The organism is Pradoshia sp. Z6_59, from assembly GCF_058267515.1.
Genome location: NZ_JBZCPP010000015.1, coordinates 20257 through 46162, shown reverse-complemented (window position 1 = coordinate 46162; position 25906 = coordinate 20257). Strand labels below are relative to the sequence as shown.

The 25906-nt window shown below is 38.1% G+C and carries 22 protein-coding genes; 11 read left to right on the top strand and 11 right to left on the bottom strand.

What is annotated here, in order from left to right; genetic code table 11:
- Positions 1 to 520: 520 nt before the first annotated feature.
- Complete coding sequence (locus AC4D4B_RS14600; RefSeq protein WP_491000365.1) at positions 521 to 1432, bottom strand: GRP family sugar transporter; 912 nt, start codon at positions 1430 to 1432, stop codon at positions 521 to 523.
- Positions 1433 to 1777: 345 nt separating this feature from the next.
- On the opposite strand from AC4D4B_RS14600, the gene AC4D4B_RS14595 reads away from it, so the two are divergent.
- The 3 genes from AC4D4B_RS14595 (at position 1778) to AC4D4B_RS14585 (ending at position 6226) form a co-directional block, all read left to right on the top strand.
- Positions 1778 to 3562 (top strand): LytS/YhcK type 5TM receptor domain-containing protein, encoded by a 1785-nt coding sequence (locus AC4D4B_RS14595; protein ID WP_491000364.1) that lies wholly within the window; start codon positions 1778 to 1780, stop codon positions 3560 to 3562.
- Positions 3537 to 4271, top strand: a complete 735-nt coding sequence (locus tag AC4D4B_RS14590) for a LytR/AlgR family response regulator transcription factor (protein ID WP_490996717.1) — start codon at positions 3537 to 3539, stop codon at positions 4269 to 4271. Before AC4D4B_RS14595 ends, AC4D4B_RS14590 begins: the two co-directional genes overlap by 26 nt.
- Before the next feature lie 137 nt (positions 4272 to 4408).
- Positions 4409 to 6226: a carbon starvation CstA family protein gene (locus AC4D4B_RS14585; RefSeq protein ID WP_491000363.1), complete on the top strand. Its 1818-nt coding sequence runs from the start codon at positions 4409 to 4411 to the stop codon at positions 6224 to 6226.
- 66 nt (positions 6227 to 6292) lie between these two features.
- On the opposite strand, the gene AC4D4B_RS14580 is transcribed toward AC4D4B_RS14585, so the two are convergent.
- Positions 6293 to 6568, bottom strand: a complete 276-nt coding sequence (locus AC4D4B_RS14580; RefSeq protein WP_490996715.1) for a CC/Se motif family (seleno)protein — start codon at positions 6566 to 6568, stop codon at positions 6293 to 6295.
- 134 nt (positions 6569 to 6702) lie between these two features.
- Between AC4D4B_RS14580 and AC4D4B_RS14575 the strand changes: the two genes are divergently transcribed.
- A complete protein-coding gene (locus AC4D4B_RS14575) occupies positions 6703 to 7635 on the top strand; it encodes a TRM11 family SAM-dependent methyltransferase (protein ID WP_491000362.1) in 933 nt (310 codons plus the stop codon).
- A 58-nt stretch (positions 7636 to 7693) separates the two neighbouring features.
- Here AC4D4B_RS14575 and AC4D4B_RS14570 read toward each other — a convergent pair whose 3' ends face one another.
- From AC4D4B_RS14570 to qoxA, 7 genes are all read right to left on the bottom strand, one after another.
- Entirely contained in the window at positions 7694 to 9088 is a 1395-nt protein-coding gene (locus AC4D4B_RS14570; RefSeq protein WP_490996789.1) for a DHA2 family efflux MFS transporter permease subunit, read from the bottom strand.
- A gap of 119 nt (positions 9089 to 9207) precedes the next feature.
- Positions 9208 to 9765, bottom strand: a complete 558-nt coding sequence (locus AC4D4B_RS14565; protein WP_491000400.1) for a TetR/AcrR family transcriptional regulator — start codon at positions 9763 to 9765, stop codon at positions 9208 to 9210.
- 242 nt (positions 9766 to 10007) lie between these two features.
- Entirely contained in the window at positions 10008 to 10316 is a 309-nt protein-coding gene (locus AC4D4B_RS14560) for a DUF2628 domain-containing protein (RefSeq protein ID WP_490996713.1), read from the bottom strand.
- Between the two features lie 249 nt (positions 10317 to 10565).
- Positions 10566 to 10847 (bottom strand): cytochrome aa3 quinol oxidase subunit IV, encoded by a 282-nt coding sequence (gene qoxD, locus AC4D4B_RS14555; RefSeq protein ID WP_066108151.1) that lies wholly within the window; start codon positions 10845 to 10847, stop codon positions 10566 to 10568.
- Position 10848: 1 nt separating this feature from the next.
- Positions 10849 to 11445, bottom strand: coding sequence for a cytochrome aa3 quinol oxidase subunit III (qoxC, locus tag AC4D4B_RS14550; protein WP_066108148.1), 597 nt, complete (start codon positions 11443 to 11445; stop codon positions 10849 to 10851).
- Positions 11442 to 13388, bottom strand: coding sequence for a cytochrome aa3 quinol oxidase subunit I (gene qoxB, locus AC4D4B_RS14545; RefSeq protein WP_490996711.1), 1947 nt, complete (start codon positions 13386 to 13388; stop codon positions 11442 to 11444). The genes qoxC and qoxB overlap by 4 nt, the downstream gene beginning before the upstream one ends.
- A gap of 33 nt (positions 13389 to 13421) precedes the next feature.
- Positions 13422 to 14354, bottom strand: coding sequence for a cytochrome aa3 quinol oxidase subunit II (gene qoxA, locus AC4D4B_RS14540; protein ID WP_490996710.1), 933 nt, complete (start codon positions 14352 to 14354; stop codon positions 13422 to 13424).
- A 408-nt stretch (positions 14355 to 14762) separates the two neighbouring features.
- On the opposite strand from qoxA, the gene AC4D4B_RS14535 reads away from it, so the two are divergent.
- Entirely contained in the window at positions 14763 to 15353 is a 591-nt protein-coding gene (locus AC4D4B_RS14535; protein ID WP_491000361.1) for a methyltransferase domain-containing protein, read from the top strand.
- A gap of 131 nt (positions 15354 to 15484) precedes the next feature.
- On the opposite strand, the gene AC4D4B_RS14530 is transcribed toward AC4D4B_RS14535, so the two are convergent.
- Positions 15485 to 16378 carry a cation diffusion facilitator family transporter gene (locus AC4D4B_RS14530; RefSeq protein ID WP_490996708.1) on the bottom strand — a complete coding sequence of 298 codons (894 nt, stop codon included), beginning with the start codon at positions 16376 to 16378 and terminating at the stop codon, positions 15485 to 15487.
- Positions 16379 to 16751: 373 nt separating this feature from the next.
- On the opposite strand from AC4D4B_RS14530, the gene AC4D4B_RS14525 reads away from it, so the two are divergent.
- The 6 genes from AC4D4B_RS14525 (at position 16752) to AC4D4B_RS14500 (ending at position 24280) form a co-directional block, all read left to right on the top strand.
- A complete protein-coding gene (locus AC4D4B_RS14525) occupies positions 16752 to 17207 on the top strand; it encodes a nucleoside deaminase (RefSeq protein ID WP_490996707.1) in 456 nt (151 codons plus the stop codon).
- A 515-nt stretch (positions 17208 to 17722) separates the two neighbouring features.
- On the top strand, positions 17723 to 18406 hold the full coding sequence (locus AC4D4B_RS14520) for a CAP domain-containing protein (RefSeq protein WP_491000360.1): 684 nt from the start codon (positions 17723 to 17725) through the stop codon (positions 18404 to 18406).
- A 222-nt stretch (positions 18407 to 18628) separates the two neighbouring features.
- Positions 18629 to 19342: a hypothetical protein gene (locus AC4D4B_RS14515; protein ID WP_491000359.1), complete on the top strand. Its 714-nt coding sequence runs from the start codon at positions 18629 to 18631 to the stop codon at positions 19340 to 19342.
- 9 nt (positions 19343 to 19351) lie between these two features.
- A complete protein-coding gene (locus AC4D4B_RS14510; protein ID WP_491000358.1) occupies positions 19352 to 20488 on the top strand; it encodes an FUSC family protein in 1137 nt (378 codons plus the stop codon).
- Positions 20489 to 20691: 203 nt separating this feature from the next.
- A complete protein-coding gene (locus AC4D4B_RS14505; protein WP_491000357.1) occupies positions 20692 to 22314 on the top strand; it encodes a glycoside hydrolase family 13 protein in 1623 nt (540 codons plus the stop codon).
- Between the two features lie 430 nt (positions 22315 to 22744).
- Complete coding sequence (locus AC4D4B_RS14500; protein WP_491000356.1) at positions 22745 to 24280, top strand: ABC transporter substrate-binding protein; 1536 nt, start codon at positions 22745 to 22747, stop codon at positions 24278 to 24280.
- 18 nt (positions 24281 to 24298) lie between these two features.
- Here the strand turns inward: AC4D4B_RS14500 and AC4D4B_RS14495 are convergent, their stop codons facing one another.
- Complete coding sequence (locus tag AC4D4B_RS14495; RefSeq protein ID WP_066108113.1) at positions 24299 to 25810, bottom strand: DHA2 family efflux MFS transporter permease subunit; 1512 nt, start codon at positions 25808 to 25810, stop codon at positions 24299 to 24301.
- Positions 25811 to 25906 lie beyond the last annotated feature (96 nt).

Genomic DNA, 25906 nt, shown 5'->3' with positions numbered 1-25906 from the left:
AAAATGCTATCACTAAATTATTATGTTGTCAAACTAAGTACATGTAATTAAATGATTTGTTGAAGCATATGGAAGAGCCCAAGATTTACTTGATATAAATATAAACCATATGCTTTTGAAATGATTAACAGCAAGGGAACATTACGATATTACCTTCACAACTATTGATATAGCTTTATCAAGCGGTGAACTAGAATTAGGTGGTGTGGTATCTGAAATACTTGCTTTTGAACAATCAATTAATGATACTAAACAAGCTTCAGTTCTGATAAACAATTACTATAAGTATTAAATAGTAAAGAAAGGTACTAGGTCTCTCTCTTTTTTGTTTACTATTTTAAACATCTTGAGGATCATTCCTTTAGAAATATAAGCATGGCAATGAGGTTAAGTGGAAGGCCAGAATCGAAAGCTCTCTTTTCCATGTTTATTTTAACAGTAGCGCAATTCTTTCTGAAAAAAGACCAAATCACTCGAGGATTTGGTCTTTAATCTACTTTATTAAAAGGCAAATTGAAATTTAGAGTTCATCCGCTATCCCCAGCAGGATAATACCGAAGATAACAACTGCGATGATCATGTATTGTTTTTTAGTCAGTTTCTCTTTTAGGAAGATTCGTGACAGGATAATTGAAAAGATACTGTAAGAAGCAATCAATGGTGCTGCAATAATTGCATAGCCTGATGCCATGGCAAATACGTAGAAAAATTGACCAATCGTTTCCAAAATAGCTGCTATCCCTTTATCGCGCTCTTTAAATACATGGAAGGATTCCTTCTTAATAAAGCGAAGATAGATAAAACATACGGCAGCGCATAGGAAAAAGGTATATTCATACGCAAGCAAAGCTGAATTTTCGCTGATTAAATTCAATTCATCCAGATAGATGGCATCCGCAAATGTAGCAAGTCCATCAATAATGCAATATAAAATTGGGAAGATAATAGCCAAAAAACCAATTTGGTATTTTTTGTCGATATGCTCAGAATTCAGTCGACGAGCTTCATCTTCTGCTCTTTTTTCCAGAACGGCAATCCCCACAATCCCAAGAGTGATAATGATAATCCCAAGCACTTCAATGATACTTAGCTCATGAGTGAAAAAAATGAAGAGCAGAATGCTTGTTACAACACCTGAGGAATTCTGGATTGGTGAGGCGATGGACAATTCAATATAGCGCAAACCAATATACCCAAATGCCATAGATAGGATGTATAAAGCAGATACAGGTAAATAATGGATCATTTCCATTGGATTGAACTGTATATCTTTTATAATCATATAGGCTGTTGCATGAATTCCCATGACAAGACCAACCATGATGATAATTTTAATATGGCTGTACTTGTCGTTGCTGTCTGATCCCTTTTTATAAAATAGGTCAGCACCACCCCATGCTAAAGCTGTTAGTAGTGAAAAAATAAACCACATAACGATTCTCCTTGTTGAAGTTTAATAAGCTTTCTGAACCCCGTATAACAAGACATACAAAATCGTTTACTCAAGTGAGAAGACGTTACTGCTGCTATTGCTAAACGGAGAGCAGAGCTATGAATAAAAATGAATATTAATAGAGTCACAGAGTCAAGAATATAATTTCCTTGTAAACTGTGTCAAGGGATTTAAAGGATGAAACTATAATAGAAGTGTGCATTTAATATAACAATAGTAATGAAAGGGCTATCTTTTTGTTTTTCTTAATTTTTCAAATATAATAGCAGGAGAATTAACAAATATAGAAGAGGATGGAAAGTTCGCTAAACAGGGGAGTTGGCCATGTTAGATTTAGTCCCAATTATGCTTGAAAAGGTAGGCATTATTGTCATTATAGCGTTTTTAATTTCTAAAATGAATTCCTTTCGCCAAATCATTCACCCAGACCATAATCTAAATGAGCAGTTGAAATTATTTCTATTATTCGGCATGTTTGGGGTTATTAGTAATTATACTGGAATAGAAGTTTATCATTCTATGGTTGAGGAGAATAGATGGCTTTCAGCTATTGGAGAAGATAGTGCCATTGCTAATACAAGAGTGATGGGTGTTGTGATAGGTGGATTATTGGGAGGTCCCGTTGTTGGAGGAGGAGCTGGCCTGATAGCCGGTATACACCGGTATACATTGGGAGGGTTTACTGCCTTTTCCTGCGCCCTTTCTACCATCCTGGCCGGAATATTGGCAGGGTATATAGGCAACAGAAGAAAAAGGAGCGGGGGTCAGATAACGCCATTGTTTGCTGCAGGTATCGGGATGTCCCTCGAAGCTCTGCAAATGGTGATCATCCTAGCTACTGCCAAACCTCTTGAGCATGCATGGAGCCTCGTGCAGTTTATCGGTTTGCCGATGATCACCATGAATGGATTCGGAACACTGTTGTTCATGCTGATCGTTCAGTCCATAAAGCGTGATGGAGAGATAGCACGTGCGAATCAAACCAATCAGGCATTTTTAATTGCGGACCAGACTCTGCCACATTTTCGTCAGGGCTTGAACACCCAATCATGCAAAGAAATATCGAAAATTATGCTTAATTTAACCGATGCGGATGCTGTCTCTATCACGGATGAACATTTGGTTCTCGCTCATTTGGGGGCAGCCTCTGATCATCATAAACCTAGCGTAAAGCCGAGTACTGGGCTGACTAAGAAAGTACTTGAATCAGGATATGTATCAATAGCTAAATCGAAGGAGGAAATCGAGTGCAGGCATAAGGACTGTCCGCTCGTAGCTGCCATCGTTCTCCCTTTAAAAGTGAATGGGGAAATCTCAGGAACCTTAAAATTGTATTATACAAAGCCGGATAAATTAGACAGAGTTCAGCAGCAGTTAGCAGAGGGGCTGGCTAATTTATTTTCCACTCAGCTTGAGCTGGCGGAAGCGGAACGGCAGGCTAAGCTTTTAAAGGACGCTGAGATAAAAGCCTTGCAGGCTCAGATTCATCCACACTTCTTATTTAATAGTCTAAATACGATATCTGCCCTATGCCGGACTGATCCTGATAAAGCTCGTAAACTACTATTAGAATTAAGTTTATTTTTTCGAGGCAATTTACAGGGAGCCAGACAGTTGCAGATTCCGTTAGAAAAAGAGCTGGAAAATGTAAAAGCTTATTTATCTTTAGAGCAAACGCGTTTTCCTCACAAATATGAAGTTAATTTTGATATAGAGAAAGGATTAGAAAATGTATTGATTCCCCCATTTTTATTGCAGCCTTTGGTAGAGAATGCGATTCATTATGCATTTCCACAAAGAAAACAGGTTGGGAAAATTAATATACAAGTGTGCTCAAATGGCAATTATATGAGAATGATTGTTGCGGATAATGGTCAGGGGATTGTGGAAGAAAGATTGAAAAATCTGAGCAGGCAGGTTGTACCGTCAGCCGGTGGAAATGGTACAGCTATTTTTAATATTAGTGAACGCTTAAAAGGTATTTATAATAACCAAGCCCATTTTAAGGTTGATAGCAAGGTGGGTGAGGGCACCACTGTTAATATCTTAATCCCGCTGGAAAGTAAAGGAGGTGACGAGCAGGATGCTGCGAGCCTATGTAGTGGATGATGAACCATTAGCCAGGGACGAGTTGAAATATTTACTGGCACGAAGCAAAGAAGTGGATGTCTTGGGTGAGAGTGATTGTATAGAAGATGCATTACGTGATATTCCACTGTTAAAGCCGGATATTGTTTTCTTAGATATTGAATTAGCGGGAGAGAACGGATTACATTTAGCCGCTAAACTAGAAGGGTTAAACCCAGTTCCAGCAATCGTTTTTGCCACTGCCTATGACGAGTATGCTCTTCAGGCTTTTGACGTGAATGCGGTAGATTATCTTTTGAAGCCCTTCAGTGAAGAACGTATTCACAAAACGCTGGACAAAGTTAAAAAGCTTCATTTACACACAAAGGAGCCTGAAAAAGTGGATACCAGTAATCTTCAATGTAAGGGAAAAATAGCTGTTATGACAGAAGAAAAAATTATATTGCTTACATGCAATGATATCGTATTCTTAGAATCATACGAAGGAAAGTGTAAAATCCAGGCTGTTAATCATCTTTATAAAGTAAGTGAGGCACTGATTGGATTGGAAAAAAAATTGCCCAAAACACAGTTCTTTCGGGTACATCGAAGCTATCTTGTGAATATCGATCATATCGTGGAGATATTACCATGGTTTAATTCAACCTATAACTTACGTATGTCGGATGGTTCCGAGGTTCCGGTCAGTCGAACCTATGTAAAGGAGCTGAAACAATTAGTAGGAATATAGGATTGATTTGCTATTCATTAGTTGTAAGTTGTAATTCATCCCAGTTATTTTGCGGTTCATTTTGAAAATGAGGTGTAAGAGTTTTCATTTGATACTATGAGAGTATAATACGTATGCAAAAAAGGGGGAACATTGAAATGAATGCGATTACAATTGTTATTGGCTCGATTTGTATCCTTTTAATAGCCTATCGTTTGTACGGGACATTTATGGCGGCTAAGGTGTTGAAATTATCTAATGATAAACCAACACCAGCTGAAAAGCTTGAGGATGGTCAAGACTATGTGCCAACAAATAAATGGGTAGTATTTGGACACCATTTCGCAGCCATTGCTGCTGCAGGCCCATTGGTTGGGCCGATTCTGGCAGCTCAGTTTGGTTATTTACCCGGGCTGATTTGGCTATTGGTTGGGGCAGTAATTGGAGGAGCAGTTCATGATACAGTTGTGCTCTTTGCCTCTATGCGCAGAGATGGTAAATCATTATCCGAGGTAGCAAAAGAAGAACTTGGACCTGTAGCAGGATTCTGTACAGGATTGGCCATGCTATTCATTATCACCATTACGATGGCAGGTTTGTCATTGGTTGTACTTGGAGCACTTGAAAGAAACCCATGGGGTACATTTGCGGTAGGAATTACAATTCCGATTGCGATGTTAGTGGGAATCTATCATAAAAAGACAGGGAATTTAAAAGTCCCGACGACCGTTGGATTTATCTTAATTATGCTAGCAATTTTCTTTGGTCCACAAATTCAGGGAACATGGTTAGGCGATTTCCTAACGCTTGAAAAGAGCACTCTTGCTATTATTTTACCAGTCTATGCCTTTTTCGCTGCTGCACTTCCTGTTTGGTTATTGCTTGCACCACGTGATTATTTAAGTACATTTATGAAAATAGGAGTTTTCGCAGCACTTATTATTGGTGTATTTATCGTTAACCCTTCAGTTGAGTTTCCTGCTATTATTCCAGATTTCATTAACGGTGGAGGTCCCATTGTGGCGGGCCCAGTATGGCCGTTTATTTCAATTACAATTGCCTGCGGTGCCATTTCAGGCTTCCATGCTTTTGTTGGATCAGGTACGACTCCGAAAATGGTCAGCCGTTGGAGTGATATTAAAGGCATAGCCTTTGGTGCGATGCTAGTAGAATGTTTAGTGGCTATTATGGCATTGATTGCTGCAGTTGCTCTTCAGCCTGGTGATTATTTTGCGATTAACTCATCACCTGAGGTCTATTCAACATTGGGAATGGAAACAGTCCATTTAGATAGATTGGAAGAAGCAGTAGATATGGACCTTGAGGGAAGAACAGGTGGAGCCGTAACACTTGCTGTCGGTATGACAGAAATCTTTACCAGTGTACCATTCTTCCAACACTTGGCCTCCTATTTCTATCAATTCGTAATTCTGTTTGAGGCGGTATTTATTTTAACAGCGATTGATTCAGGAACCAGGGTTGCCAGATATCTCATCCAGGACTTCTTTGGAGACTTTATTAAACCTTTGAAACGAACAGATTCTCTTGGAGCTAACATTTTTGCCAGTGCATTAGCCTGCTTTATTTGGGGATATCTATTATTCTCTGGAGATATCAGTTCCGTCTGGGCACTGTTTGGAGTATCCAACCAGTTGATGGCGTCAATCGGATTGATTGTTGGAGCTACCGTTGTCTTGAAAATTGCAGAGAAACGCTGGTATATGATGACATGCTTAGTCCCATTGGCGTATCTATATGTTACGGTTAATGTAGGTGGATTCTGGATGATTAAGAATGTCTATCTGAATCCGGATGCAGGTGGATATAATGTATTGAACGGTGTTCTATCCATTATCATGCTTGCGTTAGGTGTTGTGATTATGGTGGCTTCCATCATGAAATGGATTAAGCTATCCAAACAGCCGCAAGCCCAATTGGTTATACAGTCTGAGAAAGAACTGACGAAAACGATGTAAATAATAAACAGGTAAAGGGTCCGAATAACTGGTCTCTTTACCTGTTTTTTTATGCTCAAATGAATTTTAATGAAGCTTAACGGAGAGGGATTTTAAGAAGGGAAGGCCCGATAATGTAAGAATCAGTTTTTCCTTTTTTCGTACATTTTTATGAATATAAAATAATACTTGATCGGATGTAATTTGATAATAATGATTCAGAGTTTTAGGTTTACCAGGCAATGCTACAAGTTCCTGAACACCGGGTCCACAGCAGGCTTTAACATCTAAGTTTTTAATGATTACTTGATTCCCTTTGGATGCAATCCACTTTTTTGATTCATCGTCCATTACAATAATCATTTTGGTGCCTCCTTCAAGTGAGGTATGTTCTTAACTATAATGGATGGGATTTTAGTTTCCTATAAAAATGCATTATAATAGAGTGATATAAGCTTTTTATAGATTGTTGAAGAGAATACAACAGAATGGGATTGGTGGAGCCAATTTTTATATACACATATGCATGCAGTTCAGAGGAAGAACCTTTATGCAAAATGGAATTCAGGGCGTTGTTTGATATGAATCCTGATGATTTTGTTTTTAAAAGTACAAGAAAAGTCGATCCAAGCCGAAGTCCCTTTATTAGGGAAAGAATAGAAGTCCTGACCGAAGGGGATAGTTTGGAGGCCCTTTATCACAAGGCAGGCAAACTTTCCTTCCCGGATCAGACATTCAAAACAATCTTTGTGAAAACGAATGATCTAGAGGATAAAGTTAGCTTTAGTCAACGAAGAAAGATTGAACGGGAAATCGGATTAAAAATCCAGGGTGAAGCTGATTTGGAGAAGCCGGATATCGTTCTTGGCATCATTACTTGCGGCGGTAAATGGTATGTAGGTATTTATGAAAAAAATGAAGCGGTCTGGTTGCATCATCAAAAGAAACCACGAGAGTATTCGACAGCTCTCAGTACTAGAATGGCAAGAGCAGTTGCTAATATCGCGGTTCCCAACCCTGTTGGTGTGAAAGCGATTGACCCATGCTGTGGAATTGGGAATGTACTGGTGGAAGCCTTGTCAATGGGGATTACGATATGTGGACGTGATATCAAGCCATTGCCAGCTATTGGTGCCAGAGAAAATGTAGCTCATTTTGGATATAGCTGTGATATTGCAATAGGGGCAATTGAGGAAGTTACCGACCATTATGATGCAGCTATCATTGATTTACCCTATAATTTATGCCATACAGCGAGCCCGCAAGAACAATTATCAATTTTAACGCATGCAAATCGCATTGCAGACAGAATTGTTGTTGTTACCGGGGAACGAATTGATGACATGATTAAGGAAGCTGGCTTAACTATACAGGATCGATGTGAAGCGAAGAAGATTGGGTTTACAAGAGAGATTTTGTTATGTTATTAGATTAATAAATAAAAATGAGGGTGGCATGATTTTTGCCACCCTCTTATTCTATATACTTTTAAACATCTACACGCTTAACGAAGAAAGAAACTACCAATCCGATTATGGAGGCAATCAAAGCAAATAGAAAGGCGTTTTGCACACCGGCTGTCAAAGCTTCAGAGGCAGCAAGCGGATTATTGGGATCAGCTGTAGCCAAATAGCTTGCCTGGCCAGCTGACATGATGCTAACAGCAACTGCTGTCCCAATCGCCCCTGCAATTTGCTGAAGTGTATTCATGACAGCAGCTCCATCAGGGTAATACTGTCTTGGCAACTGGTTTAACCCATTTGTTTGCGAAGGCATCATAATCATGGCAACCCCAATCAACATGCATGTGTGCAAGATGATAACCGTTAATTGGGTAGTTTCAGTTGTTATATTAGTAAATAAGTAGGTAAATATTGTTGTTAATATAAAACCGGGAATAACCAAGTATTTTGGCCCGAAGGTATCAAATAATTTCCCCGTAATTGGTGACATAATTCCATTCACAATACCGCCAGGCAATAAGACAAGGCCGGCTGCAAAAGCTGACAATAACATTCCGCCCTTTAAGTACATAGGCAATAGAATGGATGAGGATAAGATGATCATCATACCCAGGAATACCATTAAAAGTCCAATAGAGAACATAGGGAACTTAAATACGCGTAAATTAAGCATTGGCTGTTCCATTTTAAACTGGCGGAAAGAGAATAGGATAAGGCTGAGTGCCCCAACAATAATCGGTAAAAGAACAGCTGGGTCGCTCCATGAGCCAGCACCCTCCCCGGCACTGCTGAAACCAAAGACGATTCCTCCAAAACCAATGGATGAAAGAATAATAGACAGAATATCTATTTTTGGTTTTGTGATGGTTGATACATTTTGCATATAGATGAGACCATATACGAATGTAAAAATAAGCAAAGGTAAGCATAGCCAGAAAATCGATTGCCAGCCCAGACTGTCTACGATTAATCCTGATAGGGTTGGACCGACAGCAGGTGCAAACATAATGACAAGCCCCATCATCCCCATAATTGTTCCGCGTCTATGAGGTGGGTATATAACCATAATAACATTTGTCATTAACGGTAGTAATAGACCTGTTCCTATAGCCTGAATGACACGTGCTAGAAGGAGTATTTCAAAATTAGGTGCCAAAGCTCCTACTAATGTTCCTACAATAGAAAAAATGAGAGAGGCACTGAATAATTGTTTGGTAGTAAACCATTGAAGAAGCAATGCTGTTACAGGCACAAGAATACCAAGTACAAGTAAGTAACCGGTTGTTAACCATTGAACGACATGTGGTTCAATGCGAAAGTCCTCCATAATATTGGTGAATGCCATATTTAAGGCAGTTTCACTAAAGAGTCCGATAAAAGCACCAATCATTATAGCAATCACGATTGGAAGTGGCTTAATCTGCTTATTTTCTAAGTTTGTAGCATGATTATTACTCAAATAATATTCCCCTTTCATTATGTATAATTACTAGACCAGTCTATATAATATGCTGATTAAGGATATACATTTATGGTTGCTCATTTCTTTAATATATCGGGCAGACATTTAGAGATGTTTAGTAAAGGCTGTCCATTTAAATTGGTTAGCGAACGGGTGATGGCTCCTTCGATCATTGAATTAACCAATAGACTTAAACGGTACGCTTTTTCTGGTTCAAAGCCATCTTGAAGCATTTTATCATAATAAATTGTTTCCCAACCTTCAAATGCTGCCTTGCACGCTTTGCGTAAAGGTTCGCTCATTAAGGAAGTTTCCGCTGCCAATAATCCAATTGGTAAACCTTCAAAAAGGTCATTTTTATTGAAATGTTGAGCGATTTTTTCAATATGATATTGGAATGCCTCTAAGGCATGATCATACTGATTCATGGCCAGCTTAATATCATTTTCAATTTGAACGGCCATTTTATTGACTGCTTCTACGGCCAGTTGTTCTTTACCATCAGGGAAGTGATAATATAAAGACCCTTTAGGGGCACCGCTTTCCTTCAGAATTTGATTTAAGCCTGTTGCATGATATCCCTGTATGTTGAAAAGGCGAGTAGCAGCCTCTAAAATTTTTTGACGCGAGTCCATTTTTGCACTCACATGAAATCCCTCTTTTCAAGTATAATGACTGGTCTATATAAATGAGTGACTGTTTCATTCTATAAGATGGCTGTATTTTATGTCAATCATTCGTTGCAGGTATATTTTTTCGAGAGTAGATAGATTAGAAAGGGTGGTTGAGGTTATAAATTGGTTTTTCCAATGAAAAGAGATGAGTAGATGGGGTTGTAATAGAAACGGTCCCTTAAGGCTAAGGGACCATCATAACTTTAAGCAGCTAATAGCTGTTTCTTGATTAATATTTCTCGATCGGCAGCATAAACAGGGCGATAGCCGTTTGTAAGTAGGTTTTTAATATAGATTTTATTATAGATAAAGGCGAAAACGCCGCTTGTTAGCAATGCGCCTAATCCAAATAGAAAAAGATTGATTGTGATGGATATACCAAGCATAATAATCGCCCAATTATAGTCTTTGCGAAATAAAGCAGGGAATATTCCAAAAAAGAGAGTAGTCCAACTGAAGCCAAGCTTGACCTCTTTTATAATGCCATCCTTGTTTATTAGAGATATTTTCATACAATCACTCCTGGTTCATATAGTTCCATCATAAAAGAATTTTTAAAATGAATACATGGTAGTTTATAGAAGCATGTGTATGGTATGCAGGTAATTTGAGTAATAGAGAAATATCTATTATATAGGATTAAGGGCCGAACAGAATGAGGGGAATGGTAGGTATAGGAGCTCTTACTTTGGCAAACTCATAATAAGAAAAACGGACAGCGACTAGAACTCGCTGTCCGTTTCGTATAGCTGTATCGATTTTTACCAATCCCAAAGCAAGACGAACATGGAACCGAAGATGGTAACTAGGGCTACAAATAATGCATAAAGGATATTGGTATAGAGTGTTCTTCTTTCCTTGGATTCATTAATATGCATGAACAGGAATATCTGCAAACTTGCTTGTAAGCCAGCTGTGATAAGCAAAATAGCCATTTTAAATCCAAATGATATCTCCAGGAAAAGAACTAATAATGCTGCCACTGTTAGAGCGATGGATGATAAAAATCCTATGATATGCTCTTTAGGGAATAACTTAGCCATTTTACATCAGTCCTTTCAGGTAGACGAAGCTGAAGATGAAAATCCAAACAACGTCCAGGAAGTGCCAGTACAGTGAAAAAATAAATGCTTTATTAGCAGTAAGGTGATTAATTCCGCGTCTGCTCACTTGAATCAGAATAGCGATTCCCCATAGAATTCCTCCGGTTACGTGGGCTCCGTGTGTTCCAAGCAATGTAAGTAATGCAGAAGTGAAGCCGCTTGTTTGGATGGAAGCTCCTTCGTGTACATAATGGAAGAACTCATAAATTTCAATGCCTAGGAAGGCTAATCCAAGGACAAGCGTAATCGAGAACATAACCATCATTGCTTTTTTCATGCCCATCCGCATAGCGTGAATCGCGATCCCAATCGTAAAACTACTTGCCAAAAGAATAAAGGTTTCAGCTAAAACCCCACCAAGAGCGAAGATATCGCTCCCGGAAGGCCCATCACCTGTACGATTTTCCAGTACAAAGTAGACAGTAAACAGTGTAGCGAATAATACGATCTCTGCTCCAAGGAAAATCCAGAAGCCCAGTATCTTAAGCTGATTTTGTTCAGTACTATATTCCAATGGTTGAGAGGCATCTAATTTCATTCTGTCTCACCTCGCAATTTTCTTTCTTCTTCTTCAATTTCTTTCACAGATATATGGAACCCATGATCATCATTGAAGGAACGTACAAACATCAAATAGATAATTGGAACCGCAGCGATAATGGCTGGAATCCACATACTAAATACCATAAAGAATCCCCAGAAGAAGAAGGCCACTGCCATTAGAAACGGTTTAAAGTCACTGCTAGGCATGTGTATTTCTTCGATTTTTCGTGTGAACAGATTATGTGTACCTTTTTTGTGATCCCACCAGGAATCTACAGAATCCACTTCAGGAGTAATGGCAAAGTTATAGGCTGGAACAGGTGTTTTTGTTGCCCATTCCAATGTACGGCCACCCCATGGATCTGAGTCTCCTTTTAGTCTTGGAGCATAACGGAAGCTCCAGTAGAAGCTATAAACGAGAACGATGAATCCAATTGCTAAACCTACAGCACCTAATGATGCGATAAGGTTCAATGGTCCATACCCAGTTTCTTCAGAGTACGTATACATTCTGCGGTTCATCCCTTTAAGTCCCAATGCGAATAGAGGCAGGAATGTGACATTGAATGAAATAGAAATAATCCAGAATGCGATTTTTCCTAATTTCTCGTCTAATTTGAATCCAAAGATTTTAGGGAACCAGAAATACATACCCGCCAGTACCCCAAACACTGTACCCGGTATTAAAACATAGTGGAAATGGGCTACCAAGAACATTGTATTATGATATTGATAATCCGCACTTGCCATCGCTAGCATAACCCCTGTGACTCCACCAAAGGTGAAGATTGGTATGAATGCCAGGGCATACAGCATTGGCGTGGTAATTTCAATTTTTCCTTTATACATCGTAAGGAGCCAGTTAAATATCTTAACTCCTGTAGGTACAGCGATTAACATCGTAGTAATCGAGAAGAAGCTGTTTGCCATGGCACCTTGACCCATCGTATAGAAATGGTGAACCCATACAGTAAAGGATAGGGCAGAGATGGCAAGCATACTGAACACCATTGATTTGTATCCATACAGATTTTTTCTTGCGAATGTTGAAATAACCTCACTGAATATACCAAAGGCAGGAAGAATAACGATATATACTTCAGGATGGCCCCATACCCAGAACAGGTTAGCCCAAAGCATATCCATTCCGCCATCTTGCATAGTGAAAAATTGTGTACCAAACAAACGGTCAAACATCATTAAGGCAAGAGCTACTGTTAAAACAGGGAAAGCAAAAACGATAATGATGCTAGTGATTAAAATAGACCATGTGAACATTGGCATTTTCCATAGAGTCATACCAGGTGCTCTCATTTTTAAAATTGTAACGATAAAATTAACACCCGTTAGCAGCGTCCCAATACCGGCAATCTGAATCGCAATACTGTAGTAGTTATTTCCTACAGTTGGGCTGAATTCTATGCCTGCTAGCGGGAAGTAGGCTGACCATCCGGCATCCGGTGATCCACCAATAACGAACGAGATATTAAATAGCATGGCTCCGGCAAAGAATAACCAGAAGCTGATAGCATTTAAATAAGGGAAAGCAACGTCACGCGCCCCAATTTGAAGAGGCACAACAATATTCATTAATCCAATGATAAATGGCATTGCCATAAATAAAATCATAACCACGCCATGCGTTGTAAAGATTTCGTTATAATGCTGTGCATCAAGCAGTCCGTTTTCAGGCTTAGCCAACTGGCCACGCATTAATAAACCATCAACACCGCCGCGGAATAACATAACTAAAGCACAGAGAATATACATAACCCCAATACGTTTATGATCAACAGTGGTAAGCCATTCATCTTTAAGCCAGCGCCATTTCTTAAAATAAGTCAGGCCGATAACGATAGCCATCGATACGGCAACAATACTTACCATTGCGCCATAGATTAACGGGCCACCATGTACTATAAATTTATCCCAATCCAAGGTTGTAACTCCTTTCTTATGAAAGCTTTAATTTTAATGATTTGAATGATCTTCGTGCTCGGAATTACCTTTTTCTGTATCTTCATCAAACGTGTTGTCTGCTTCATCGCTCTCGTTTGATGGAGATGGGTCAGAACCATGATGATGTCCTTCCGGTGGAGGGCTGAAATCCAAGTGAGTAGAAGAATATGATTGTCTGCCGACGTGTGCTGTATCAAGCAGTTTTTCAAATTTTTCTTCTGTTAACTTACCTTCATTTGCTTTCACATCATTAACCCATTCCTCGAAATCATCTGGAGTCATAGACAGTGCTTCAAAATCCATATGAGCGTAGCCTTCACCACTGAAGTTTGCATTTCTTCCCATCATGGAAGCTGGTGCTTCAGCTACAAAGTTTAATTTTGTTACCATGTCACTCATGGCGTATTTCTGACCGCCAAGCTGCGGAATCCAGAAGCTTGTAATTGGTCCGTAAGAATATAGACGGAATTCTACAACTCTATTAGTTGGAATGTTTACATAGTTAACCGTTTCAATACCTTGCTCTGGATAACTGAAATGCCATTTCCAGTTTGAAGAAGCTGCGTAGATAACCAATGGTTTTTGATCTTCATAGCCTTTTGGCTTTCCTTCTACTTCAAATGTAGTTTTAACTGTGACTACAGCTAAAACGGCTACAATAATAATTGGTATGACTGTCCATGTTATTTCAAGCGCTTTGCTGCCTTCCATATGTGGAGGCTCGTAATCTTTTGGAGCTTTGGATGCTCGGTATTTATATAAAATAACGATAAAAAGTACATATACTACAAGCACAACAGCTGCCATTAAAGCCATTGAGAAAAGAATGGCATTGGATTGTGTTTTTGCAACAGGACCATTTGTGTCGAATACTACCCAGTCACATCCCGCTAACATAAGAATAGACGCCATCATGGAACCCAAAAGTGCCCATTTTTTATTCATATTTTTCCCCTTCCTAATGTAATAAGTAAATTTAAGCTATGTAAGGGAAATTCATGTAAATCTGCACACCTTGATAGTTATAATTTCCCTTGCTTGCTGCTATTTAGGCATAATTCTTCCTTTTTCCATAGCCCCTGATTTTCAATATAATAACTGAATTTAAAAATTACAAATATATGAAACTAAAAGAAGACATGGAAATCTTTAATTTTGACAAAGTTGTGAACAAATTAACAATTAATTATATTCTTAGAATTTATTGTAAAATCGGCACTTTAAAGTAGCATTTTTATGTGAATACTAGGATGTGAAATCTGCAAACGACTATTATATAGAAAAAGGCTTTCGATCAGTATCAAAAAGGCTTAAACTTATGAATAATCTAGATAAGTGAAACGGAGTTATACAATGAAAGAAAAGGATTATGATGAGTTATTACATATAAAAACAGTCGGTAATCAAACTGGATTTTATAATTCTTTGCATTATCACCGGTATGAACCGACTCCATATTGGATTTTACAAAGATTATTGGATGAGTATGATATTAATAGTGATGATCATATGGTCGACTTTGGATGCGGAAAGGGGAGACTAAATTTCTTTCTTCATTACAAAACAGGGGCATTTGTAAGTGGGGTAGAAATGAATGAACAATTTATTAATGAAGCTAAGGAAAATCTCAAGAACTATACTTACAAGGGGAAAGAGCGAATTCAATTTCACTGTTGTCTGGCAGAGGAGTTTGAGATTCGACCAACTGATAATAGGTTTTATTTCTTTAATCCTTTTACAATACAAATTTTCCGCCAGGTTCTAACGAACATCCTGTTATCCGTTGAAGAAACATATCGTGAGGTACACCTGATATTATATTATCCGTCTGAGGATTATATATATTTTCTTGAAAATCAATCCGTGTTTGAACTACACAAAGAGATTGTTCTAAATGAAACGAATCCGTTTGAGAGAATACTGATCTATCGGCTAGCTTATTAAATAGAAAAAGGCGTTCCAATTGGAATGCCTTTTTTCGTATAGGATATCAGAAGGTGTATGGAGGAGTGGTAGATTCAGTAATATAAACAACCAATTTGTAGCTCAGTAGGGCAACAGCCGGATACTTATCATTAAGTTGAACCTGGCTTTTTTTCGTCAAATGGTTCTACATGAACATGGACATGATATACTCCATGATCCTTCATTAAATCTTTTTCTACAAGAGTTGCAATATCATGGGCTTCTTTAATATTTAACGTGTTGTCTACCAAAATAATGATATCGATGACTTCATTATTTCCATAATTTCGTCCCATAATTTTTTTAATCCCTTTAACCCCTTCTATTTGGTCAATGGAATTTTGATAGAGTTTAATCTTAGATTCATCAAAGCCATCTGATAAGTAATGGGATGCTTCTCGAAATATATCCCAGGCAGTTTTGCAAATCAGTAACCCTACAAGTATGGCAGTAATTGTATCGAGGAAAGGCATATTTAGTTGGGAGCCGAATATACCAATTGCTGCTCCAATACTGACATACGCATCAGAAATATTGTCTTTGGCAGCCGCTTTAACGGAATGGCTGTTGATTCTTTTTGCTAGCTTTATATTATAGCGATAGACGAAGTACATGACGAGGGCAGAAAAAATCGCCGTGTATGCTGCTGTTATATCAGGTATATTTTTTTCCTTGCTTAAAATGGATTGGAATCCATCAGTTAGAACTTGGATACCTACTGTCATCATGATAAAAGAAGATAGGAGAGAGGCAATCGATTCACTTTTCCAGTGCCCATATGCATGATCGCTATCGGGAGGCCGTTGGGAAACTTTTAAACCTATTAATACAGCTACTGAGGCAATGATGTCAGTTATATTGTTAAGTCCATCTGCACGTAATGCTTCAGACTCACTTATATATCCAACAATCAGTTTTAATATGGAAAGAAATAAGTATGCAACAATACTTAGGATTGCTCCGCGTTCACCTAATTTAAGGTCCCTGTATTTTTGTTTCTCCAAAAAGGTCACCTCAAGTTCTTTATTGAATTCATCATTACTTATTAGTATAGAATAAATTCATAAAAAAAGAGCATCCAATTAATTAATCATTTGGAATAGTCTTATTTTTTTATTTCCCAATTAATTCACGCTGGTGCAATTCATTTAAGTTTTTTGATTTTCACTGACATTTTCAACCTATGAGGTAATTTAACTGTTTTTAATAATGATTCGACAACAACAAAAATGGCGTGATAAAGCAATTGAGGATTTTAAGCAAGGTCTAACAGGAATATTGACTAACCATCCAGTAATACAATAGATTGGAATTAGGAGACTACACCCAAGATACAGCATCCTGATGATAAATCCAATATCGGGGGTAATAAGGCGTATGAATCCATTTATGAAAGCCGCTGTTGAAGAAGCGTATGAAGGAATTAAACAAGGGCATGGCGGACCTTTCGGAGCTGTCATTGTCAAGGATGGGAAAATCATTGGAAAGGGCCATAATATGGTGGTTAAGGAGCTTGATCCAACCATGCATGGAGAAATAGTTGCGATTAAGGAAGCATGCCATCATGAAAATCATTTTGACCTATCCGGAGCAGAGCTTTATACAACGGCAGAGCCTTGTCCTATGTGCTTAGGGGCCATTCTTTGGGCAGGCATCACGACTGTTTATTATGGTTGTGATCGATTGGATACAGATAAAATAGGGTTTAGAGATGATGTCTTTTATAAAATGATTGACGGGAAGCTTTCATATGATTTACAGCGAGTTGATCATGAAGAATGTAAGGAATTATTCAAGGCCTATCAAGCAATCGAGAATAGAGTTATATATTAATAGCTAGACTAACTGATTAGGAAACTGAATAATTTTTTTAATCCAGGCTAGATGTTACCCTGCTATACATAACGACTAAGTCAGAAGAACAGAGATGGAGAAAACAATTCGTTTTCTCCATCTTTTTTACACAAGTACTATTTAAATTCCCCATACCATAACCTGCGATACCGGGTATACTCAACATTATTTAAAAATAACTGCAATGCTTGTAACATACCTGTAGTATCAGTAAAGAATCCTCAATTATTAAATACCTGTCAATAATGATTTTATAGGATAAAAGTGGGGATATTACAAAAAGAGGGACTTGATTTTCAGAATGTGGAAAAAAGAGAGATTTAAGCAGGACAGTTGATATATCAATATATTAAGTTAGGTGTACGCTATGTGCGAGGGATGTCTATTATCCTATCTCTAGTTGTCTGGTAGTTTATGGTTCAAATGTTACAAAAAACTCATGTTACGATGTCTTTGTCGATTAAACAAACATCATGACAGGAGGAGATTTACCGATGAAACGTAAACTTATCGTTACAGTTGCTGCAGCGGCGACGCTTTCCTTTACAGCTATGACAGGTGCGGAGGCAGCCTGTGTTACTTCTAAACCAAATACAACGACTTCATATAAAGTAATTGTTGGTGGAGGAATTATTAAATTACCAAGTGGATCTATTCAAATTCCGACTATCAATAAACCAAGTCAGGATACTAATTCCGGTTCAAATGATACAGTAGAACAAAATAAGCCAACTACAGATACTCCGACATTTGAAGAAGATAATTCAGATTCCAGTAATACAGAATCAAGCGATTATGAAGTAAGTGCATACGAGCAGGAAGTCCTTGATCTTACCAATGCGGAACGTGCTAAACAAGGATTAAAACCGCTAACCTTGGATACAGAGCTTAGCAAGGTGGCACGTATAAAATCAGAGGATATGCAAAAGAATAATTATTTCAGTCATACAAGCCCAACTTACGGATCTCCATTTGATATGATGAAACAATTTGGCATTTCTTATAGAGCGGCAGCTGAAAATATTGCTATGGGTCAACGCACACCAGAAGAAGTAGTAAATGCGTGGATGAATAGCGACGGTCATAGAAAAAATATCTTAAGCTCCAGCTATACACATATCGGAATTGGTTATGTGGAGAACGGCAACTACTGGACACAAATGTTAATTGGCAAATAAGAGAGTACTATAAATATAGATTTTATATAGACTGTCCCAAAAGGAAGTGAAAACTTATCTTTGGGACATTTTTTTTATTAAATTAATGTATCCAAGCTAGAAAGTTTTTTCGTGTGTGTTTTTCCTGGCAGCATAGTATGTTATACTGTGATTCAATATTCTGATATAACAATTTATGGATAAGGAAGGGAAGCTATGAAGTAGCTGATCATATCAAAAACATTGATATTTATCTTTGTTATCCTTTTTGTGACAGGCTTTGAGGCTGTGTTTGGGAAACATAATGTTTTGATTGGGGTCACGACTGTGGTGGCTCTGCTCATGTATTTAGAGAGGGATTTTACTGTATCCCCATGGAAGAGCTTAATGCTGATTTTGGCAGTCAATTTGTCCCAAGGAATATTTGGTCAACTGGCCTTGATCAATCCCTGGGTAGGACTTTTAGTAAACTTTATCGCTATGTTTATTGTAGGATACTTTTTCACATCTAACATAAAAGGACCTATCCATATTGCGGTTGGTTTGCAATATTTATTCATTTTGACCGATCCAGTTCCGTTGGAGGAATTCCCATTGAGACTACTATCTCTAGTTGCAGGGGCTTTGATTATCATGATGGTACAATGGGTATTTAATAGAAGGAAATTATCTAAAAGGGGCAATCATTATTTCTTGCAGGTATGTAGCCATTTGCAAGAAAAGTTAAATCGGATTCGAGATAACCAGCCTGATCAAGAGTTGGATTCCGTCATTCTGTCAGATATCAACGAGTTCAGGAAGGTGATTTATTTTCGGAAAGTCAAGGGTTACTATCTGACTCACGAAGGCAGAGTTCGTTTAAAGATTTCGGTCTGTCTTGAAAAGCTGCATTTGATGTTAAACCGCAAAACTGCAAGTGACTACCCAGAGGATGTCTTGGATGCTCTGAATTTTTAATTGAGACAGATGAGGGATTACGTCAATAAAGGGTCAAGCTTATCTGATGATTCATTGAATGGTCTAAATAAAGCGCTTAACAAATATGAATCCGCATACATAGCCGAAATCATTAGTACGTTGAAATTATTGCGTGAATTATTGAGGTACCTTCATACTAGTGAATCATCTGAACTGAACAAGGTTGAGGGTGTGGTAGAGATTCCTAAAGGCTACCGGAATACCTATCAATTTTTAAAGGACATTAATCGACATTCAGCTCGTTTCACATACGCACTGCGATTGGGTATCACTATTGCAGCTGTTGCTTTAATCGTTGATTATTTTAACATCAATGAAGGACGCTGGATTTTATTTACTATATTTTCTGTGACGCAACCCTATTATGAGACAGCTAAATATCGCTTCAAGGAACGCGTGATCGGCACTTTAATGGGAGCGGCTATCTTTGTACTATTATTTAGTATCTTTCATGAACCTACTATACGCTCCTTCTTGGTCTTTCTGGTTGGGTATTTGAATGGCTATGCGGTGAAGTATAGAAATGTCGTATTGACTGTCACGATATCTGCTCTTGGAACAGCTGCTCTCACGGGCGACCCGACGCTCCTGTCACTGAGAAGAGTTATGCTTGTTCTGATAGGTATAGGTATTGGTATGCTTGCAAATCGTTTATTACTTCCACATACGCTGGAAAAGGGTACAAGAGATTTGATGAAAAGCTACAAACAAGTATCCAAGGAATTGCAGCGTGAAGTCTCCGCTTATTTAAACCAAAGAAATAATGCACATACAATCAATCATTTATTTGCCGTTTCCGCTTTAATGGAGGAAAGAATATTTTTAAATAATCAAATGCTGCAGCTTGAAGAAATGGAAAACTTTCTATCATCTCAGCGCCGTTTGAATCATGCCATTTATGATGTGTTCTTGCGGATGCAAAGGGAGGATGTAGATGTCCATCTGATGAGAGAAATATTCGTAAAGCTCGATTCGATTCTGGCTTTAGAAGGCGATTGTGTAAATGAGCAGGCTGGTCAATTATATGACAGACTTCAGCTTTCCAATTCCCTGGAAGAATACGTGTTGTTAAAGGACGCACTGCGAATATTTAAAGGATTTAGAAAGCAGGCTTGTTTCAAATAAAGCTTCTATATTAAATGTTAAGGTGCTAAAAAAATGGACATATGAAAGGGTATACATGCTCAACTTTTCTTGTTTAAATTGCTGAGGAACAAGAAGAAGCATGAGATGTATGCTCTTAAATGGTAGAGAAAAAGCTCTACTCTAACTAATGAAAAATAATTGAAAGATAAGCTTCACATAATTCATTTTATGAGGTGGGAGAGATGGACAAACAATGGTGGAAAGAAAGTGTCGTGTACCAGGTTTATTGGAGAAGCTTTTATGATAGTGATGGGGATGGGTATGGAGACTTAAGAGGGGTAACGAGGAAGCTGGATTATATAAAAGAATTGGGTGCAGATGTAATCTGGCTCAATCCTTTTTATCTTTCTCCTGATAAAGATAATGGATATGATATTTCCGACTATTATTCCATTATGCCGAAAGCGGGCAGTATGGAGGATTTTGAGGAATTAATGAAGGAAGCTCAAAAACGAAACTTAAAAATTATTATGGATTTAGTCGTAAACCATACCTCAAATGAACATAGTTGGTTTAAAGAATCGAGTTCCAGTAAAGATAATCCAAAAAGAGACTGGTATATTTGGAGAGATGGAGACCAGGAGAATCCTCCAAATAATTGGCGTTCTTACTTTTCACCGTCTGCATGGGAATATGATCAACGGACTGGTCAGTATTATTTTCATTCATTCGCAGCTGAACAGCCTGATTTAAATTGGGAGAATGAGGAAGTCCGTAAAGAAATATATCGCATCCTGCATTTTTGGTTAAAGAAAGGGATTAATGGATTTAGACTGGATGCAATTGCTCTGCTTGCGAAGCCGGAGGATTTTTCGGATGCAGACGATCCATATGATATTCGTTATTTGGCCAACCATCCTAAAGTTCATGATTATTTGCAGGAAATGAATGAACAGGTATTCCGTCATTATGATGTGTTGACCGTAGGGGAGGTAGCCTTCGTATCACCTGAGCAAGGACTATTATATGTGGATAAAAACCGCCATGAACTGAATAGCTTGTTTCATTTTGAAGTTTGTGATGAAATGCCAACCTGGGACTTAACGAAGTTTAAAGAGATTCAGGCCAGGTGGTATGAAGGTTTACAAGGGAGAGGCTGGAACTCACAATTTATTAATAATCATGATCATACAAGAGTGGTAACCAGATACGGTAATGATAAAGAGTATCGTGTTCAATCAGCCAAACTATTTGCTGCGATGCTGCATTCCTTGCCAGGCATGCCTTATATTTATCAAGGCGAGGAAATAGGAATGACAGGGATTCGCCTTTCTTCTATTGACGAATATAACGATATTGCAATGAAAAATCAGTATGCTGAGTTGGTGTCAAAGGGAGCGGATCTGAATACGGTTCTTAGAGATTTGCAGCCATTAAGCAGAGACAATAGCCGTACACCGATGCAATGGACTAATGAAGAACATGCTGGATTTACAACAGGTACACCGTGGATTCAGGTTAATCCAAACTATAAATCAATTAATGTGAGCAATGAATTGCGTAATCCAGAATCCATCTTTTATTTTTATCAAAAGCTGATCAAGCTCCGTAAACAGCACAAGGTCTTCGTATATGGGGATTATCAGGAATTATTTAAAGGACACCCTCATCTTTATGGATACAAAAGAAGCTACGCTGATGAGACGATTTACTTTGTCTCTAATGTTCAGCCCAACCCTATAAAAATTGAGCTGAACAATGAAATGGATATGCAGGGGACATCTATCCTGATTTCTAACTATAATGAAACGACAAGTAAAAAACTAAATGCCTATGAAGCACGTATTTATTTTAAAAAAGCCTAGTCGGATAATCGAAAGAAGAAGAGGGCGTTGATTTCAACGGCAACAATGTAGAGTAAAAAAGACGATAAATAAAATTAAGGTTCCGAATGGTTCAGAAGGTCGTTCGGAAAGTAAAAAATGTAGTTCCGAACCATTCAGAGGGGAGCTCCGAGAATCAAAAAGAAGATAAAGATGATGGAACCCAAAACCTATCTGGCGCTTCTTAGTCTACTCCTATTAGTTAGATGGTCAGGTATATTTTGTTAGTTATACTGACTGAATTCGATACGGGTAAATAAAAAAGGAAATTAGAAGAGAGGCAGGTTTCAAAGCCTGTTTCTTTTCTTTTGGATAAATAGAATTAACTAGGGGTGTATGTACATAATACATATTATTATTGTGGCTACTTGGTATCTATTTAAGTAATGCCGTTATCTAACGGGGGATTAAGATGGAGAAAATCATAAAAAGGATCATCATCATAATTTTGATTACCGGATATTTTAATATGGGAGCAGGGATAGGTACAGCTGAAGCCATTCAGGAAGAATTAACGGTTGCGCTGTCTCCGAATGCGATTAAAGGATTTGACCCTTTTCTGTATACACAGGCAAACGGTTCTCCTTTAATTCAAAGTACTTTATTATCCTTTGATAAGGATATGGGAATTACATATGATTTAGCTGATGAATATCAGGTCAGTGAAGATAAAATGACCTGGGAATTTAAAATTAGGGATGATGCATATTTTTCGAATGGGGAACAAGTGAAAGCGAGTGATGTAGCTTTTACCTTTAATACTGCTAAGTACAATGGATGGCAGGATTTATCTTTGTTAAAAGAAGTCAAGGTCATAGATGAATACACTATCCATTTCCGATTGGAGAAACCCTTGTCAACCTTTAGTTATACAGCTGCTCAGCTTGGAATAGTCCCTGAGAATCATTATGATGAATTATTCACATTGAATCCTATTGGTTCAGGTCCTTATATTCTGGAGGATTGGAATGCAGGAGAGCAGGCGGTTTTTGTCAGAAATGAGCAATATTATGGGAAAAAGCCTATCTTTAAAAGGATTATCATTCTTTTCATGAATGAGGAAGAAGCCTATGCAGCGGCGCAAAAGGATCTGGTAGATGTCGCTCAAACATCTCCCGCATTTGCAAATGTCGGCGTAATAGATGGAATGGATATCAATGCTTTTAAAGGTAGTGATCAGTATGGAATCTCCTTTACTGCTGCCCCAACGAAATCGGATGTCTCTGCCAAAGAAACTGGAAACGAGGTAACGAGTGAATGGCCCATCCGCCAGGCAATTAATTTAACAGTTAATCGTGATTACCTCATAAATGAAGTTCTATATGGATATGGAGAAGCAGCCTATCATGATGCTGAGCGGCTTCCATGGGGCCACAAAGATACAGAGGTTGAATATAATAATATCGACAAAGCTAAAGAAATTTTGCAAATTGCGGGATGGATTGATAATGATGAGGATGGTGTATTGGAAAAACAGGGAATAGAAGCGAAGTTTAAGCTTTTATTTTTGGAGTCTGACCCCATAGCGCAGTCCATAGGGACATTACTTATGCAACAATTAGCTGAAATTGGAATCTCAGTAGAAGTGGTTGGTCAGAATGAGAAGGAAATCAATTCAAATAAGTTTAATAATCCGTTAATTATGCGTGTGGGTAATCATAGTCCGATTGATTTGTATCATAGGTTCCATAAAGATAATTCTAAGGTGAATTTACATATATCTGCTGAAGTGAATCAGTTGGTTGAGGGAGTGCTCGCTAGCGGTGATTTTAAAATATGGCAATCAATTCTGAGGCAGACCGCGAAGGATTTACCATGGATATGGTTGGTCCATCCAGATCATTTATACTATACAAAGAAAGGATTAAATTTAGGGGAGCTGGCATTTCAATCAAATGAACAGCCTCTATCTTTGTTAAACAATATAGAAGAATGGACTTGGGAATAATAAGAAAAACCTCTCCTGTTACTGGGAGAGGTCTTGTGTTTTTTGTAAGTTGATTTGTTCGTCTGCTCTCTTTGGTCGTTTAACAAAGAAGGCAAGGATAAGAGCCAATACAGCAATAAATGTCGCTATAAAGAATGCATCGTTAATCCCATCTACTGTTGCTTGAGTATAGATTTGTGCCTCCAATTGAGCTATTTCTTCTGGACTTGGTTGACCGGTAAGCTTACTCATTGCTTTTTCTGCCAATTCTTCCGCATGTATTTTCGTACGTGATGTCATAACGGAAACAAGTAAGGCGGAACCAATTGCACCGGATACTTGATTAAGTGTACTGTTCATAGCTGTACCATGTGGATTTAATCGGGCAGGCAATGAATTCATCCCGTTGGTCATAATCGGCATCATGACCATTGACATACCGAACATACGAACAGAGTACATCACAATTAATGTTCCATAAGTAGTTTCAGTTGTTAATTGACTGAAGAAATAAGTTGTAGCGACTGTGATGGTTAAACCGATTATGGCAAGAATCCGACCGCCAAATTTATCAAATAATTTACCTGTAATTGGTGACATAATTCCCATAATGATTGCACCTGGAAGCATTAATAAACCAGAATCTAATGGGGATATACCACGTATATTTTGCAGGTAAATTGGCATTAAAATCATGGCTGAAAACATCGCCATATTCAAAACAATCGATATAGCTGAAGATAAGGAGAACATTGGATATTTATAGACACGGAAATCGAGCATCGGCTTTTCCAGTTGAAATTGGCGAACAATCAACAAAATCAAGCCAATTACACCTGCAATCAGTGTACCGAATACTTCAACATCATCCCAGCCTTTACTACCCGCCGAGCTGAATCCATATAATAACCCTCCGAATCCGACACTTGAAAAAATAACGGATAATACATCCAATGAAGCGTTACTTTTTTCTTTCTTATCTTTTAATTTAAAAATCGATAGTAGTAAAACAATAACGGCAAACGGGATGATCATATAGAACAGATATCTCCATTCATAATGTTCAATAATCCACCCTGATAATGTAGGACCAATTGCAGGGGCAAAAATCATAACAAGCCCTAAAATCCCCATCGCACCACCACGTTTTTCAATTGGGAAGCTCGTTAAAAGAACATTCATTAAGAGGGGCATCATAATGGCAGAGCCTGCTGCTTGAATCATTCTTCCAACCAATAATAATGCGAAGCTCGGTGCAAATCCGGAAAAGATTGTTCCGATTGTAAATAGAATCATCGCGGTTATAAATAAGTGTCTAACCGAGAACTTCTGAATTAAAAACGCTGTTGATGGAATGATAATTCCGTTTATCAGCATATAACCTGTTGCGAGCCACTGAATCGTTGTTGGCTCAACTTTAAAATCCGCCATCATGGACGGAAGGGCAACATTCAATAATGTTGAATTCAATATAGATACAAATGCACCGGCTAAAAGAATGGCTATAATCCCGTAATTGGGACGCATTTGTTGTCTTTCTGTTGCTGTCATGTACTTCTCTCCTTTTGATTTATACTATATGTTTAATTATTAGACTCATAATTCATGTTGATTATATTACTCTCTTTCTTTTCGTTTAGCAATTAA